Below are 16,171 nucleotides of genomic sequence, written 5' to 3' on the forward strand. Positions count from 1 at the left end.
GCAACCTCACGCGTCAGCGGTGAACGGAACGGGGCAAGAAGGCGCCAGCCCGCCGCGACACTTGAGCACCCGCAACTGACTGGGGCGCGCGTCAATGGCAATGCGCAGCGCGGCCGGAGACGGATTGGCCGCTGCCTCATGCCCGCGACAGGCAAAGGCCAGGGTTTCACCGGTTTCGGCGGCCACCTGCAACCGACGCAAGGCACGGTCATCAACCTTGGTGGGCCAGCACAACACTGCGCCACAACTGCCCGATCGCAGGCATTGCTCGACCGCCCACAAGGCATCGCGCTCATTGGCGTGGATGATCGACAACTGCCTCAGGTCGATGCCCGCCATCTGCCAGGCCTGGGCATAGGGGAGATAGGGAGGCGCGACCAGCACGATGCGTTCGCCGCTGTCAGCGAGCCGCGCCAGGGTCGGCCACATCAGCCGCAACTCGCCACTGCCGTTGGCCGCCACCAGCACTTCGGTCATCGCCGCAGGGGGCCAGCCTCCCATGGGCAACGCCGCGTCGAGGGCCGCATGGCCGGTGGGCTGGGCGGCCACCGAAGCCACCTGCTGCCGCCCCTTCCAGACACGTCGCTCGTCCAGCAGCGCGTCTAGGCTGACCACCGCGCCCATCATTCCCGGCGCACCAGGCCACAGAACACGCCTTCGATGGCGAAGTCCTGGTCGGGCCGCACGATGATCGGTTGATACGCAGGGTTGCGCGGCAGCAAGCGCAGCTGATCATCGCCGCGTTCCAGGCGCTTGATGGTCACTTCGCCGTCCAGCCGGGCCACGATGATCTGCCCGTCGCGCGCTTCGGCGCTTTGCAGGATGCCCACCAGATCGCCATCGAAGATGCCGTCGTCGATCATCGAATCCCCGCTCACCCGCAACAGGTAATCCGGGACGCGCATGAAGGTGCGACTGTCCAGCGTGAAGATATCGTGATTGTCGAGGTCGGGCCCGATGGGCGCACCGGCGGCCACCCGACCGAGCACAGGGATGTCGAGCATCTGCGGCCGGGGACGGGTGTCCACCAGGCGGATGCCGCGGGCCTGATTGGCGACGACCTCGATCAAACCGGCATCAGTGAGGGCCACGATGTGCTTGCGCGCGACACTGCGGGAAGCAAAACCGAAGGCTTCGGAAATTTCAGCCAGGCTGGGAGGCTGGCCGTTCTGGGCGATGCGGTCACGAATGAACGTGAGGATGGCAGCGCGTTTGGGGGATAGGTTCGTCATGGAGCACATTTGTACTCTTTCCGACTAAACCTAGCTAGCGCCTCTCGTCGATCCCGCCGCTAATTTTGTAACAGAGCGGCGAATCCTGAGAATCGCCACCCCTTGTTTCACTGCTTGCGATGAGTGCTCTCTAGCGCTCAAACAACGCCTGGATCTGCGGATAGGTCAGGCTGCCTTCGGTGACCGCTTCCGATCGCCCTTCCTGCAGAAATCCCCGTGCCAGTTGCTCGGCCTGACCCCATAAGGTCTGCGTGATGGTGGACCCGGCGCTCAAACGGCGTACGCCCAATGCGGCCAACGCGTCGGCGGCGGGCAGTCCCTGCCGCGCCAACAGATTGATGGGCAGATTGACGCCTGCAACGACGGTCTTGATTTGCTCGATATCCACCAATGCCGCCACGAACAGGCCGTCCGCACCCGCCTCCCGGTACATCTGGCCGCGTTTCAGGCTTTCTTCGACGCGCGCATGTTCAGCAACCAGACTCGCCAGGTAAACGTCGGTGCGGGCATTGATAAAAACGTCAAATCCGTTGCTGGCGGCCATGCTTTTGATCGCCTCGATCTTGCGGGCGAGCAGCTCCGGCGCGTCGGAACCGTCCTCCAGATTGATGCCCACCGCGCCCACCTCCAGTACCCGCTTAACGTTTTCCGCCACGGTCTGCGGGTCGTCCGAGTAGCCGTTTTCGATGTCGACTGACAGCGGCACCTTGATCAGCCGCGCGATGCTGGCCGCAGCGCTTACCGCGATGTCCACCGGAAACACGCGGCCATCGGCATACCCCTGCGCCCAGGCGACCCCGGCGCTGGTGGTGGCGATGGCCGTGGCGCCGAGGCTTTCGAACAGTCGAGCGCTGCCGGCATCCCAGGCATTGGGCAGGCGCAAAACGGTGGATTGGTGGTGCAGTGAGCGAAACGTCTGAGCGGAACCGGGCATGATCATCTCCATTGATTCGGTTTCTGTGCGAGTTGTGACTTCTAGGGTGTGCGTGTGGGTGTACGAGTAGGTGGGTGCGCCAGTCTAGAACAGGGACGCCTGGGTCGAAGCCGTCGCCATGACGCGCTTGCCCCGCCGTGCGGGCTGATAACCCTCAAGCGTCAGCAGCAGGTGCTTGGCGTCGAGTCCACCGGCAAAACCGGTCAGCGCACCGGAGCTGCCGATCACCCGGTGGCACGGGGCGATGATGGAAATCGGGTTCTTGCCATTGGCGGCACCGACGGCGCGCACGGCGGCGGGATTACCGATCTGCAGGGCTATGTCGAGATAACTGCGGGTTTCGCCGAAGGGAATAGTCAGCAAGGCCTGCCAGACTTTCTGCTGAAATTCAGTGCCATGAAATTCGAGCTCAAGCTCGAAGCGCTGACGCTGTCCGGAGAAGTACTCAGCGAGCTGGTGCTCGGTCCGGTCCAGGATATCGCTGCCGGCGTCTTCACTCATCGCCCCGAGCAGCACGCGGTTCGGGCGGTCGTTTTGCCACAGCACGGCCGCCAGACGCGGGCCCTTGGCGATCAGTTTCAACTGACCGACCGGGGAGTCGATGAAACGGTAGGTGAAGGTCATCGTCTGGCTCCTGCTCTGACTCTTGTTCTGGGTAACAGCGCGCCTGGATCATCCGAGATGATCCGAGATGGTTCGGGCGAGTCGAATGCCGACATACTACTCGCGCGCTCTGCACGAACCACCCGGTTCTTGCGCTCAAACTCCTGGGTCAGCCACCCTTCTGCCTGCCCGCCGCATCCGCTGCGGAATTCCAGATGTGCATCGCGGCGTAGGCGCGCCAGGGTTTCCAGCCTTCGGCCCGCGCCTTGTGCTGCGGCAGGCGAAGCAGCGTCGGCTCCTGCAGGGTCATCAGATTCATCAGCACCAGATCGGCGGCCGGCCAGGCGTCCGGGTCACGCCAGGCGCGCATGGCGATGTATTCCACGGTCCAGGGGCCGATGCCGGACATGGCCAGCAACTGTCGCCGCACATCGCCGAGGTCGCCATGGCGGACGTCGAGGGACAGCTCGCCACAGGCCACCGCCGCCGCGAGACGCTGCAGGGTGTCGACGCGCTTGCCGGGCATGCCGATCTTGTCCAGGTTCGCCTGCGCCAGGGCGTCGGGCGTCGGGAATCGCCAGGCCAATTGTTCATGCAGCCCCTCGCTGACCTGAACCCCGGCGCGCTGCACCAGGCGACCGACAATCGTCGTGGCACCCTTGACGCTGACCTGCTGCCCGACGACCGTGCGCACCGCCAGTTCGAATCCGGAAAACGCCCCCGGGACGCGCAGCCCCGGACGACGCTGCACCAGCGATGCCAGCCACGGGTCCTGTGACAGGGCTTTGTCGATGACCTGAGGTTCGGCGTACAGATCGAACATGTGTGAAACCGGCACGATCAGCTCATCAATGTGCCGGCTCACCTCACCGTGGGCCGTCGCCAGCAGGTGCTGCCCGTCCGCCGCCAGTTCTACCGTCAAGGCACCTTCGCTGCCCATGAACTCGATGTTGCGCATGTAAACGCCCCCGACCACCGCCTCCACGCCCGCCGTCATCCGCGCCGCGAAGAAATCCAGCATGCGCTGCCAGTCGAACGGCGAATGGAAAGGGATCAGGCGCGAGGCGAGGGGTTGGAGAGATTGAAGCATGGGGAACCGCCGTCAGTCAGGGTCGGCTGACGCTAGCGTAATCAATGGAGGGGCACAAACCTTTCGGGCTGGTAGTCATGATTGCGGGTGATCTGACGGGCCTCTTCCCGGCTGAAGCCGGTCCTACATGGAATCGCGTTCTAACTGTAGGACCGGCTTTAGCCGGGAAAGCGTCAGGCGTCACATCGCAAAATTGAGGGTGAGCAAAGTGGCCTATTCCCGGCTGAAGCCGGTCCTACAATGCCATCGCGGAGATGCCCATCAGCTCGGGCAGCCCACTGCCCCGCCATCCAGGTTCTGCTTGTAGTTTTCGTACTGCAGCGTGGCTTTGCCGTCGTTCCACTTGAGCGTGAGCACCAGCACGGAGTCGAAGTCCTCGGCGACCCAGTCTTTGACCAGTTTTATCTTCTCGCCCGACGCCTCCTCGGCGACCTTGTTGATCAGCTCCGGCAGGTAACCGTGGGACCAGGCGGTGTAGATGGTGGCGTCGTGGTATTTGTCGCGCATCAGCTCATCGGCCAGATCACCGGTGTCGTTGGCGGCGAAGTCGATATTGACCGGCAGGCCCAGTTTGATTGCGCTGGGGCCGACGGTCATGAGCGGGCGAAGGTAGCTGTAGGAATGATCGTGCTCGCCCTCTTCAACATGGCGGCTGGGGTTCGCCGCGAAGATGAAGTCGGCTTTGCCGAACGTGTTAGGCAGCACCGTGGACAGGTCGATGGCGCGGTTCAGGCCCTGGCAGTTCAGCTGACCCAGGCCGCTTTCGGGCTTCTCGGCGTGGCGCAGAAACACCAGGGTCTGGGTGCCGTTCTTCGCCTCGGCGTGCACGCCTTTACCGGCGGCGAACCAGAAAATCGCCGAAGCGATCAGCAGGGTCGGCAACAGAAAATAGGTCATGCGCTGCATCGCGCGGGACCACAGGGGAGACGTTGAAAGGCTCATATCGGCATGGAATTCTGATGGCTCGTGATGGGCATGACGCCCGATGCAACGTCCTTGTCAGCGTGCGGCTCGGTGCAGTATGGCGAGCAAATATTTCCGTATAACGAATGCCCATCAGATCAGAAAACGCTCAAGAGGTTGCACGCAACCGCCTGATTTGCCGAATTAATCGCCGAACGGTCAACTGAAGGCCTTATGACATAGGGCGGCGGCCTAATGACCTCGGGTTTCGCCTTCAGCGAGTTCTAATCCTGCCCACGCTCTGCGTGGGTATGCATACGAGGACGCTCCGCGTCCATTCCCGGCTAAAGCCGGTCCCACTAATAGCACGCGTTGCATCAGTGAAACCGGTGACGCGGAGCGTCGGGGGGATGCATTCCCACGCAGAGCGTGGGGAACGATCATCAAGAAAATCACCGCTTACACATTGTGGGACCGGCTTCAGCCGGGAAGCTCTTGATCTGCTCTTGATCCGCTCTTGATCTTGATCTTCCTACGCAAAAAGCCCAGACGACACCCATCGCGACTTGGGTGCAGGCTGAACGCAGGTCTCGCGCAGTGGGCCGAGCGGCATGGATGCCGCGAGAGCCGCCCCCCGCCATGGATGGCGGATGGCGGCGGGCCCACGGAGCGAGACCGGAGTGAAGGAACCCGACGAAGTCGGGCCCAACCGAGAGCAAGCACCCTTGGTTACTTGGGGTGCTTTTCCAAGTAACTCGCCGAAGGCGAAATATCTGCCGTTAGGCAGATGCTCTTAAAGCGTTATTGACGCCAACCCCGAATCTGGTGTCTCCTGAAACCGGTTTCAGAGCCAAATAGCTCTCTCCATTAAGCCTGCTGATAAATCCAATAAGGTCCAGGCCGTGAACAGCATCTCCATCCCGACGCGCACCCGCGTCACCATGAACGACGTCGCCGACCTCGCCGGCGTCTCCAAGGCCAGCGTCTCGCGCTTCATCGGCGATAACCGCCAACTGCTGTCCGACGCCATCGCCAAACGCATCGAACACGCCATCGACACCCTTGGCTACCGCCCCAATCAAATGGCCCGCGGCCTCAAACGCGGCCGCACCCGCCTGATCGGCATGCTCGTCGCCGACATCCGCAACCCCTACTCCATCGCCGTCATGCACGGTGTCGAAACGGCCTGCCGCAAGCACGGCTACAGCCTCGTCGTGTGCAACACCGACCGCGACGACGAACAGGAACGCCTGCACCTCGCGGCCCTTCGCTCGTACAACATCGAAGGCCTGATCGTGAACACCCTCGGCCATCACCTGGACGAACTGCGTGAACTGCACCGCGAACTGCCGATGGTGCTGGTGGACCGCAAGGTCGATGAACTGCACAGCGACCTCGTCGGCCTGGATAACGTCGCCGCGATCCGGCAGGCGCTGGACCATCTGCATGAAGCAGGCTATCGCGACGTGCTGATGGTCACCGAACCCCAGGACGGCACCAGTTCGCGAATCGAGCGGGTCGACGCGTTCAAAGGCCAGATTGCCCAGCGAACCGACATGCGTGGGCAGGTCTGCGAGACCGGCGAGTCGTTGCGTGATCGGCTGCGCGACTTCCTCGTGCAACAAGGCCCCGGCCCTAAAGCGCTGTTCACCGCCAACGGCATCGCCACCCTGATCACCACCCGCCAACTGCACGAACTGGGCTGCCACCTGTTCAACGACATCGGCCTGATCGCCCTCGACGAGCTGGACTGGTACCCGCTGGTCGGCAGCGGCATCACATCGCTCGCGCAACCCACCCATGAAATGGGCATCACCGCCTTCGAGTGCCTGCTCAATCGACTGCGTGGCGACCAGGAGCCGGTGCGTCTGTACGACTTCCCCGCGCAGTTGATCGCGCGCGGATCGACCCGACGACAGACCTGACAACAGAACTGACAATCCCCAACAGATACCGCAGGTCAGACCCTGCACACCGACGCGAACTTTTACCCGGTTCGCTCGTTCGAACAAAAATGTAACCGGTTTCAGAGGACAATAATAATGACCCTACCATCCGTTGCCATCAGCCTCGGCGCCTTCGGTGCAGATCTTGTCCGGGCGCAAGGCCAGGCCAGTTTTATCCCGTTACTCGTCGATGCTGGCGTCAAGCGCATCGAGCTGCGTGAGGAGCTGTTCAGCCCCGGCATCAACGATCAAGACTTCCCTGCCCTCGCCCACGCCATTCAGGCCCAGGGATTGGAATGCCTGTACTCGGCGCCCCTTGAGTTGTGGCTAGAAGGCAACAGTCAACCGAACCCCGCACTTAAGCCAACCCTTGAACGCGCCACCGAGTGCGGTGCGTTCTGGCTCAAAGTGTCGCTGGGGCATTTTGGCGAGCACTGCGACGTTGCCGCGCTGGCCGATCGCCTGGCGCCCTACGACGTTCACTTGCTGGTGGAAAACGACCAGACCGAACACGGCGGCCGCATCGAGCCTTTCGTGCAGTTCTTTGCGCAGATCACCGCACTGCAAATGCCCATCGGCATGACCTTCGACATCGGCAACTGGCGCTGGCAGGACCAGTCCGCCAGCGACGCCGCGCAACAGCTGGGGCGTTACGTTGAGTACCTGCACTGCAAGGCGATCACGCTGAACGCAGCGGGCAAGCTCATCGCCGTGCCGCCTTCGCCGGCGGATCTGCAGCAGTGGGAGCAGCTCATCAAGCACATGCCAGTGAACCTGCCCCGCGCCGTTGAATACCCGCTGCAAGGCGAGGACCTGCTGCAGGTGACCCGCGAACAGGTTGCCCTGCTCGCCCGCCTTGGCCAGTCGCGACCCACTCACTCCAACGCGACGGAAACGGAGGCGCTGAGCCATGTCTGAGATCGACATTCTGTCCTTCGGCGAAACCATGACCATGCTGGTGGCCGAGCAAACCGGAGATCTGGCGCAGGTCCGCCACTTCGAGAAACGCATCGCCGGCGCCGACAGCAACGTGGCGATCGGCCTGTCGCGGCTCGGCTTCAAAGTGGCGTGGTTGAGCCGGGTCGGCAACGATTCCATGGGCCGCTTCGTCACCGACAGCCTGCAGCAGGAAGGCGTCGATTGTGCCCACGTCACCGTGGACGCCGCCCACCCCACCGGCTTCCAGTTCAAATCACTGGAGCTGGAAGGCGCCGACCCGGTGGTCGAGTACTTCCGTCGCGGCTCGGCGGCCAGTCACCTGTCGGTCAACGACATCGTCCCCGAGCTGCTGAAGGCACGGCACCTGCACGCCACTGGCATTCCGGCGGCACTGTCCGACACCTGCCGGGAGCTTTCCCACGTGTTGATGACGCAAATGCGCGACGCCGGTCGCAGCGTGTCGTTCGACCCCAATCTGCGGCCTTCGCTGTGGTCGAGCCAGGCGACGATGATCCGCGAAGTGAACCACCTCGCCAGCCACGCCCACTGGGTCATGCCGGGGCTGGCCGAGGGTGAATTGCTCACCGGTTTCGACACGCCGGCTGACATCGCCCGTTTCTACCTGGACATGGGCGTAGAGGCGGTGATCATCAAGCTCGGCGCCAAGGGCGCGTATTACCGCACCCAGCTCAATGAGGCGTTCTTGCCCGGCGTGCCGGTGGCCAACGTGGTCGACACCGTGGGCGCAGGCGATGGCTTCGCCGTCGGCGTGATCAGCGCACTGCTGGAAAACCTCGGGTTCGAACAGGCCACTGCCCGTGGCAACTGGGTCGGCAGCCAGGCGGTGCAAAGCCGTGGCGACATGGAAGGCCTGCCCACCCGTGCTTGGCTCGAGGCCGCCGACATCTCGGGAGGCGCACGACGACAGAGCGCCTGACACCTCGCTTTCGCACACCGAACCTCCATCACCTGCTGCGACAAAAACAACATGCTCAGGGAGCCTGAAATGGAAAAGCTACTCGAATCCGTGAAACACGCCGGCCTCAAACGTCGCTGGCTATTGATCATGCCCATCGTCTTCATCACCTACAGCCTGGCGTACCTGGACCGCGCCAACTACGGCTTCGCCGCGGCCTCGGGGATGGCCGAAGACCTGCACATCACGCCGGGCATGTCGTCCTTGCTGGGGGCGTTGTTCTTCCTCGGCTACTTCTTCTTCCAAGTGCCCGGCGCGATCTATGCGCAGAAGAAGAGCGTCAAGAAACTCATCTTCGTCAGCCTGATTCTGTGGGGCGGCCTGGCCACACTGACCGGCATCGTCTCCAACGCCTACATGCTGATCGGCATCCGTTTCATGCTCGGCGTGGTCGAAGCGGCCGTCATGCCGGCCATGCTGGTGTACCTCTGCTACTGGTTCACCAAGGCCGAACGCTCGCGCGCCAACACCGTGCTGATCCTCGGCAACCCGGTGACCATGCTGTGGATGTCGGTGGTCTCCGGCTATCTGGTGGCGCACTTCAGCTGGCGCTGGATGTTCATCGTCGAAGGTTTGCCGGCAGTGATCTGGGCGTTTATCTGGTGGCGTCTGGTGGACGAGCGTCCGGCCCAGGCCAAGTGGCTGACCGCTGAAGAAAAGACCGAACTGCAAGCGCGCCTCGACGCCGAACAGGTCGGTATCAAACCGGTGAAAAACTACGCCGAAGCCTTCCGCTCTCCGCGCGTCCTGCTGCTGGCCGCGCAGTATTTCTGCTGGAGCATCGGCGTTTACGGTTTCGTGCTGTGGCTGCCGACGATCATCAAGAAAGGCATGCAGATGGACATGGTCGAAGCCGGCTGGCTCTCGGCCATGCCGTATCTGGCGGCCGTGATCGGCATGGTGCTGGTGTCGTGGGCGTCGGATAAAACCCAGAAGCGCAAAGCGTTTGTCTGGCCGCCACTGCTGCTGGCCGCCGTCGCGTTTTACGGCTCCTACGCACTGGGCACCGAACACTTCTGGTGGTCCTACTCGCTGCTGGTCATTGCCGGCGCCTGCATGTATGCGCCCTATGGCCCGTTCTTCGCCATCGTCCCGGAAATCCTCCCGGCCAACGTCGCGGGCGGCGCCATGGCATTGATCAACAGCCTCGGCGCGCTGGGTTCGTTCGCCGGCTCCTACCTCGTCGGCTACCTCAACGGCGTCACCGGCACCCTGAGCGCTTCGTACCTGTTCATGAGCGGCGCGCTGCTGGTGTCGGTGGTGCTGACGCTGCTGCTCAAGCCGGACAGCAAGGCCCGGCCCCTGAGCGACAAGCCCGGCGCTCGTCCTGCGCCTGCCCATTCTTGATCGGGAATCCTTTTGATGACGAACCATGTTGTGCTCTACAAGAAACTCTCGGCCCCGTTGATGCAACGCCTGCAGGGCCACGCCGAGGTCACGCTGATCGATGACCCGAAATCCAGCGCCGGCCTGGCCCGCCTGCGCGACGCCCTGCCCCACGCCGATGCCCTGCTCGGCGCGAGCGTAAAGCTGGACGCTGAATTGCTGGACCTGGCGCCGAAGCTCAAGGCGGTGTCCAGCGTCTCGGTGGGCGTCGATAACTACGACATCGAGTACCTGACCCGGCGCGGCATTCTCCTCACCAACACGCCGGATGTGCTGACCGAAACCACAGCCGACACCGGTTTCGCCCTGATCATGGCCACGGCGCGCCGGGTGGTGGAGCTGGCGAATATGGTTCGCGACGGACAGTGGAAGCAGAACATTGGGCCGCTGCATTTCGGCTCAGACGTGCACGGCAAGACCCTGGGGATCATCGGCATGGGGCGGATTGGCGAGGCGGTGGCGCAACGGGGTCATTTCGGTTTCGGGATGCCAGTGATCTATCACAGTCACTCACCGAAGCCGGCGGTGGAAGCCCGGTTTGACGCGGGCTATCGCACGTTGAATGAATTGCTGCGCGAGGCTGATTTTGTCTGCCTGACCGTGCCGCTGACCGCCGAAACCGAGGGGCTGATCGGTGCCGAGCAGTTCGCGCTGATGCGCCCGGAGACGATCTTCATCAACATCGCCCGGGGCAAGGTGGTGGACGAGCAGGCGCTGATCGCCGCGTTGCAGAACGGCCAGATACGGGCGGCGGGCCTGGACGTCTTCGAACACGAGCCCGTGAACCCGGACTCGCCGTTACTGAGGATGGACAACGTGGTGGCCACGCCACACATGGGCTCGGCGACCCATGAGACCCGCGAGGCCATGGCCCGCTGCGCCGTGGACAACGTGCTGGCGGCCCTGGCAGGCAAGCGGCCGAAGGATCTGGTCAACCCCGAAGCTTGGCGCGGTTGAGGATCCAGACGGCAGGAGCCGGCTCGAGCACGCGCACAAAACTGTAGGAGCGCGCTTGCCCGCGAAAGCATTGGGTCAAACAACGCCGACGTCACAGACCCGCCGCCTTCGCGACCGTCGTAACCTCCGATTGCTCCTACAGGATAGTTTGCGTTCGACGCAGTGAAAGGGTGAGCCGAAGATCCCACCCGAAGCCGGCTTGCTGCGGGCCGCGATCGGACGAATCCGCTGGGTCAGGCTAAATGGCTGGCGCTGGCAGATCGCATTCGCGGGCAAGCGCGCTTCTACCATGGACCTCGGCAATGCATGTAATCGTCGGCGCACACAAAATCCCGGCGTGCGCCGTCTGCGTTAAATCACAAACCGCGCCACCATGGCTTTCAGGTCCACCGCCAGTCGTGACAGCTCATGGCTGGCCGCGCTGGTCTGGTTAGCGCCCGCCGCCGTTTGCGCGGCGAGGTCGCGGATGTTGACCAGATTGCGGTCCACTTCCCTCGACACCTGCGCCTGTTGTTCCGATGCACTGGCGATCACCAGGTTGCGTTCGTTGATCTGCGCAATGGCTTCGGTAATCAACTCCAGTGCATCGCCCGCGGAACTCGCCAGGCTCAGCGTGGTGCGGGTGCTGTCGGTGTTGTGTGCCATTGATTGCACGGCGTCGCCGGTGCGGGTCTGAATGCCGGCGACCATCTGTTCGATTTCCGTGGTCGATTGCGCCGTGCGGTCGGCCAGCGCGCGGACTTCGTCGGCGACCACGGCAAACCCGCGACCCGCCTCCCCCGCACGAGCGGCTTCGATGGCGGCGTTGAGTGCCAACAGGTTGGTCTGCTCGGCGATCGAACGAATCACGTCCAGCACCTTGCCAATGTCACGACCCTGGGCCGCCAGGCCTTCGACCAATCCGGACGTGGCCTGGAGCCGTTGGGCCATGTCCTCAATTGACTTGACCGTCTCGACCACCCGATCACGGCCCTGACGCGCGGTCTGGTTCGACTGCGTTGACGCTTCGGACGTCGACACCGCGTTGCGCGCGACTTCCTCGACCGCCGCCGTCATCTCGTTGACCGCCGTTGCCGCCTGCTCAATTTCGTTGTTCTGCTGCTGCAAACCGCGTGAGGACTCTTCTGTCACCGCGCTCAGCTCTTCAGCCGCCGACGCCAGCTGCGTGGACGAGCCGGAAATCAACTCGATGGTCTGGCGCAGGCTACGCTGCATCGTCGCCAGGGCACGCAACAGCTGCGCCGCTTCATCCTTGCCGTCGACTTCGATGGGACGGGTCAGATCACCGGCTGCAATGTCTTCTGCGGCGCGAACCGCTCGGGTCATCGGGTTGACGATACTTCGGGTGAGCAACCACGCGAGCAGTATCGTCAGCAGCACGGAGGCAACCGAAACAGCGATGATGCTCACGTTGGCGCTGTCGTATTCCTGCCTGGAAAAAGCCGCTGCATCAGTGGCGCCTTTCTTGTTGATGGCAATCAGTTGATTGATCTGAACACCCATGAGGTCGGTGGCCTCTTTCATACGGGTGTTGATCATCGCGCGCATTTCTTCAGTCTTGTCCTGACGCGACAAGTCCAGCACCTTGGCCTGAACATCAAGGAACGTTGCAAGTGTTGCTTCAAACTGGTTGTACACCGCTAGCTCTTCGCCATCCGCAGGCAGCGCTGAGTAGTTTTTCCTGGCGTTCTGCAACTTGCCGATCAGTTCGGCAATGCGCGCCTCGGTTTCACGCAGCGACGCAGGCTCACGGTTGACCAGGGTTCGGAATGAGGTGATGCGCAAGCGCAAAGTGTTTTCCAGCATCTCGCTCAGACTGGCGATGCTGGGCAGTTGGTTGGACTCCATGTCGATGGTGGCCTGGCGAATCGCCGCCATCCGGTTGACCGAGAAAACGCTCAAGCCAATGACCAGTGCGGCAATGAACGCGAATCCCAGGAATGCGCGAGGCGCAATGTTCATGTTTCTTATCGACATGGATGATCTCTCTGGAAGGCAAATGTGGCGTCGAGTCTTTTTATTGACGCTCGCCCTGCTATCGGCCGCGCATCATCTTTCATGCGGGAACTTTAATCACTGAGAGACCTATATTTACGCTAACTAACGGGGTGCCAGCGCTTTTAGATAGCTATAACGATTCAGCCCTTGTTAAACCATGCGCCTGGATATAAGCGGTTCATGACAAAGTTAAATGAAACATGAAATTCTCAGTTATGCAGGATTTATTTCCCGACACTGTCAGAACGCGGTGCTACCTTTACCTGACTCGTGGTCTGCGGGCCAGGCGTACTCAAGCGACGTGTCGATCGCTGCAGAAGCCTGGACAGACCAGCCGTTTTCGTACCCTGCGGAGCTTGTGAAGTGCTTGATTGAACGAGGTGGGCCATGAACAAAGTCACGTTCCCGAACGCCTGCCAGCTGATGCGCTGGCATTTTCATCCGGTGGGCTTCGAAGCCAACATGGATGCGCCCGGCAGCATGGTGGCCCGTCTTTTTGACCGGGCCAGCGGCGAGACCGTCATTGCCATCGCCGCCATCCCCTGCGCCACCGTGATGAATGCGGCAGACGTGGAACGCATCATTGAGGCCATTGAGCTGGAGGTCGAAACCTTCATTCCGAGGCGCTCTCTGTACCTCAATCGGGCCTGAGCGACTGGGCGTTCTGCCCTGTTCGACTGCCCTCATCCACGGGTGCGCCAAGTGAAGCGGCCCCTCGGCGATCATCGAAAAATGCCTTGTCTCCTGCAACCCGCGCCGAGGCGCGCGGGTTATTCCCATCGTCATTGCCCGCAGCGTCGATGAACCAGTAACAGTGGCGAACGGCGCGGGTGATGGCCACATAGGCCAGGCGCAACACCTCATCTTTCTGCGCATTGTCGAACGCTTCCAGATCCCCTTCCCGCCCCAGACCCGCCAGCTGATAGACCTGATTCTTGTAGGGCGATTGCGTCAGATGCTGACAGTCACCGAGCAGAAACACCGCGTCGGCCTGTAGGCCCTTCGCGCTGTGATAGGTCAGTTGCTTCAGGCGACGATCCTGGGGCGGGAGCCTGTAATCGGCATCGGCGAGATCCTGCAGCGCTTGCGGCAAGCGGCTGCGTTCGCTGCCTTTGCGGTACAGCAGCAGCACGGAGTCGCCGGCCTGGTAATGCTCGGTCAGGCTGGCCAGCAATCGGTCGTCATCGCGGTCCAGCACGGTCACCGGCATCAGCTCCTGCTCCGGGCCGCTGGCGCGGGCTTTCTTGCCGCTGATCGCCGGCGCGGCGCGAACGATGTGTTCGGCGGCGTCGATGATGTGCTGGTGGCTGCGGAAGTTGTCGCTGAGCATGACCTTGGTGGTCGATGGCGAGGAAAACTCCTTGGCAAACTCCATGAAGAACTTCGGCGAACTGCCCCGCCAGCCGTAGATCGACTGCCAGTCATCGCCCACGCACAGCAGCGATGAACGCTGCGCTCCACGACCGACATGCAGCGCCGGGCCGCGACTGCGGATCTCGCGCAGACTGGCGCGGATCCACGAGACGATTTGCGGCGAGACGTCCTGAAACTCATCGATCATCAAATGCGACAGCGGTCGCAGCCCTGCATCGCTGACCAGCTTCAGGTTCTCCGGGGAGTTTTCGCCGAACAGCGAGAACATCCGGTTGTAGGTCATCACCGGCGGCGATTGCTCCAGCAGGTGATTCTCGAAGGCCTTCCAGAACAGGCTCAGCGCTTCGAAGAAAAACCGGTCAGGGTCCTGATCGGAAAAGCTCATCTGCGCTACGGCGTCCGGCACGTCCAGCCCGAGGTTTTCGATGAAGCTGGCCGCAGCCACGAAACAGTCCAGCAGGGGCGCCGCGCTCAGCTCGCCTTTGACTTTGTAATCGAACCCCGGGCCCGCCACTGCCGCGCCGGACAATGACTGCATCATGCCCCGCGAGGCCTGGTAGTTTTCCAGCCAGATGACCGGCTTGCGGCAGAACGCCTGGAACAGCGTGCGCTTGATCACCCACTCGGCCCACACCGGCAGCTTGGCGTCCGGGCGGCGCAGGTGCTGGTCCTCGCTCGGGTCGAAGCCAAGGACGATCCAGGCATCCAGCTCGGCCGCATAACCGTGGACATGGAAGGTCAGGCCGCTGACCTCGACGGTCTGGCGCATCGGCTCGACGCCCTGAATCGGCCACGCGCCGGCCCGAATCCACAGGTCTTCGATAACGTCACACAGCTCCTCGTCGCGCTTGGACGACAGGCCCATCACAGTGATGCGCTTCTGCACGTCCGGGTGATCGCGGTCCAGCTCTTTCAGTTGCAGGGACTGCCGGTACAAGGGCGCCATGACTTCGCGAAAGCGCGGATTGGCGGCGTACAGATCGCGGTAGCAGAGGTTCATCTGCTGGCGTTGCGCGTCATTGATGCGCAGGTCGAAAGGGTTGCTGTCGGCACTGTCGTCGAACAGCTGGCCGGACTGGCTGCTGAGGTTCTCGAACGCCTGCAATTGCTCGAAACCCGGGAGGCTGCGCACCAGCGGCAGGATCCGCGAGTGGAAGGTGCGCACCACCTCGCGGGCCTGACGCGGGGTCAGCTCATGGCCCCACAGCGCCATGATCTCGATGAGCTTGTTGATGAAGTCCTTGCGCGACTCGCGGGTGAAGGTCACCACGGTCATCGAGTCCAGCTCAAAGCCCAGGTAGTGGTTGAGCAGCAGCACCCGCAACACCAGCGAGGTCGACTTGCCCGCGCCAGCGCCAGCGATCACGTAGGTCGACGGGGTGTCGCTGAAAATCATCTTCCACTGGGCGGCGGTGGGTTGCGCGTGGGCGGGCAGTTTCTCGGCGACGTCTGCCTTGATCCGCTTCTTCAGCTCGTTAGTCAGTGGCAGGCGCCAGTCGTCGAACAGGTGATCGTCAACCCTCGGACTGCGGTGCTCAAGGGGCCGGGTGTCGCGGATGACCAGCACCTGACGGCCTGCTTCGATGCCATCCAGATGACCCTCGGCGTAACCCTCGTTCATGCCCTCGGCATGGCCGTTGAGGTATCCATCGGCGTGGCCCTGGTGCCAGGACGGCACGTGCTGCGCCTGCATGCGCGACAAGCCGCCACCCATCATGCGGGCCATGAGCCGTTTGAAGAACGGCAGGCGTTCGGGGGTGTTCAGGTCGGGCGGCAGTGGGTTTGGTTCGGTGGGTAGCTCGGCGGAAAAATCGTGTGGCACGCGGGCTCCGG

At 62.6% G+C, this 16,171-nt stretch carries 14 protein-coding genes and 1 pseudogene; 6 read left to right on the forward strand and 9 right to left on the reverse strand.

Features of this window, described 5'->3' with window-relative positions:
- Positions 1–6: 6 nt before the first annotated feature.
- The 6 genes from imuA to OKW98_RS17070 form a co-directional block, all read right to left on the reverse strand.
- Positions 7–624: a translesion DNA synthesis-associated protein ImuA gene (gene imuA / locus OKW98_RS17045; RefSeq protein WP_265389757.1), complete on the reverse strand. Its 618-nt coding sequence runs from the start codon at positions 622–624 to the stop codon at positions 7–9.
- The gene (lexA, locus tag OKW98_RS17050) at positions 624–1,241 is read right to left on the reverse strand and encodes a transcriptional repressor LexA (protein WP_265385826.1); all 618 of its coding nucleotides are present in this window, start codon (positions 1,239–1,241) and stop codon (positions 624–626) included. Before lexA ends, imuA begins: the two co-directional genes overlap by 1 nt.
- A gap of 121 nt (positions 1,242–1,362) precedes the next feature.
- The gene (locus tag OKW98_RS17055) at positions 1,363–2,166 is read right to left on the reverse strand and encodes an isocitrate lyase/PEP mutase family protein (RefSeq protein ID WP_265385827.1); all 804 of its coding nucleotides are present in this window, start codon (positions 2,164–2,166) and stop codon (positions 1,363–1,365) included.
- Positions 2,167–2,250: 84 nt separating this feature from the next.
- A complete protein-coding gene (locus tag OKW98_RS17060; protein ID WP_265385828.1) occupies positions 2,251–2,790 on the reverse strand; it encodes a methylated-DNA--[protein]-cysteine S-methyltransferase in 540 nt (179 codons plus the stop codon).
- A gap of 148 nt (positions 2,791–2,938) precedes the next feature.
- A complete protein-coding gene (locus OKW98_RS17065) occupies positions 2,939–3,859 on the reverse strand; it encodes a DNA-3-methyladenine glycosylase family protein (protein WP_265385829.1) in 921 nt (306 codons plus the stop codon).
- 261 nt (positions 3,860–4,120) lie between these two features.
- Positions 4,121–4,765 (reverse strand): hypothetical protein, encoded by a 645-nt coding sequence (locus OKW98_RS17070; RefSeq protein WP_416148499.1) that lies wholly within the window; start codon positions 4,763–4,765, stop codon positions 4,121–4,123.
- Between the two features lie 938 nt (positions 4,766–5,703).
- Here OKW98_RS17070 and OKW98_RS17075 point away from each other — a divergent pair.
- The 5 genes from OKW98_RS17075 to OKW98_RS17095 all read left to right on the forward strand — a co-directional run bounded on the left by OKW98_RS17075 (position 5,704) and on the right by OKW98_RS17095 (position 10,966).
- Positions 5,704–6,687, forward strand: coding sequence for a LacI family DNA-binding transcriptional regulator (locus tag OKW98_RS17075; protein WP_322114188.1), 984 nt, complete (start codon positions 5,704–5,706; stop codon positions 6,685–6,687).
- A gap of 117 nt (positions 6,688–6,804) precedes the next feature.
- Entirely contained in the window at positions 6,805–7,626 is an 822-nt protein-coding gene (locus OKW98_RS17080) for a sugar phosphate isomerase/epimerase family protein (RefSeq protein ID WP_265385832.1), read from the forward strand.
- On the forward strand, positions 7,619–8,584 hold the full coding sequence (locus OKW98_RS17085) for a sugar kinase (RefSeq protein WP_265385833.1): 966 nt from the start codon (positions 7,619–7,621) through the stop codon (positions 8,582–8,584). Before OKW98_RS17080 ends, OKW98_RS17085 begins: the two co-directional genes overlap by 8 nt.
- Positions 8,585–8,653: 69 nt before the next feature.
- Positions 8,654–9,970 carry an MFS transporter gene (locus OKW98_RS17090; protein ID WP_265385834.1) on the forward strand — a complete coding sequence of 439 codons (1,317 nt, stop codon included), beginning with the start codon at positions 8,654–8,656 and terminating at the stop codon, positions 9,968–9,970.
- Positions 9,971–9,985: 15 nt separating this feature from the next.
- The gene (locus OKW98_RS17095; RefSeq protein WP_265385835.1) at positions 9,986–10,966 is read left to right on the forward strand and encodes a 2-hydroxyacid dehydrogenase; all 981 of its coding nucleotides are present in this window, start codon (positions 9,986–9,988) and stop codon (positions 10,964–10,966) included.
- A gap of 351 nt (positions 10,967–11,317) precedes the next feature.
- Here the strand turns inward: OKW98_RS17095 and OKW98_RS27570 are convergent, their stop codons facing one another.
- Together OKW98_RS27570 and OKW98_RS27575 are read right to left on the reverse strand one after the other, a co-directional pair.
- Positions 11,318–12,181: a methyl-accepting chemotaxis protein gene (locus OKW98_RS27570; protein WP_416148501.1), complete on the reverse strand. Its 864-nt coding sequence runs from the start codon at positions 12,179–12,181 to the stop codon at positions 11,318–11,320.
- Positions 12,182–12,220: 39 nt separating this feature from the next.
- Positions 12,221–12,943, reverse strand: a pseudogene (locus OKW98_RS27575) (MCP four helix bundle domain-containing protein); the annotation flags it as partial.
- A gap of 408 nt (positions 12,944–13,351) precedes the next feature.
- Here OKW98_RS27575 and OKW98_RS17105 point away from each other — a divergent pair.
- On the forward strand, positions 13,352–13,615 hold the full coding sequence (locus OKW98_RS17105; protein ID WP_265385837.1) for a DUF1652 domain-containing protein: 264 nt from the start codon (positions 13,352–13,354) through the stop codon (positions 13,613–13,615).
- Here OKW98_RS17105 and OKW98_RS17110 read toward each other — a convergent pair.
- Positions 13,602–16,064, reverse strand: a complete 2,463-nt coding sequence (locus tag OKW98_RS17110; protein WP_265389758.1) for a UvrD-helicase domain-containing protein — start codon at positions 16,062–16,064, stop codon at positions 13,602–13,604. The genes OKW98_RS17105 and OKW98_RS17110 overlap by 14 nt on opposite strands.
- Between the last annotated feature and the right edge of the window lie 107 nt (positions 16,065–16,171).

The sequence above is a fragment of the Pseudomonas sp. KU26590 genome (assembly GCF_026153515.1).
Lineage (GTDB): Bacteria > Pseudomonadota > Gammaproteobacteria > Pseudomonadales > Pseudomonadaceae > Aquipseudomonas.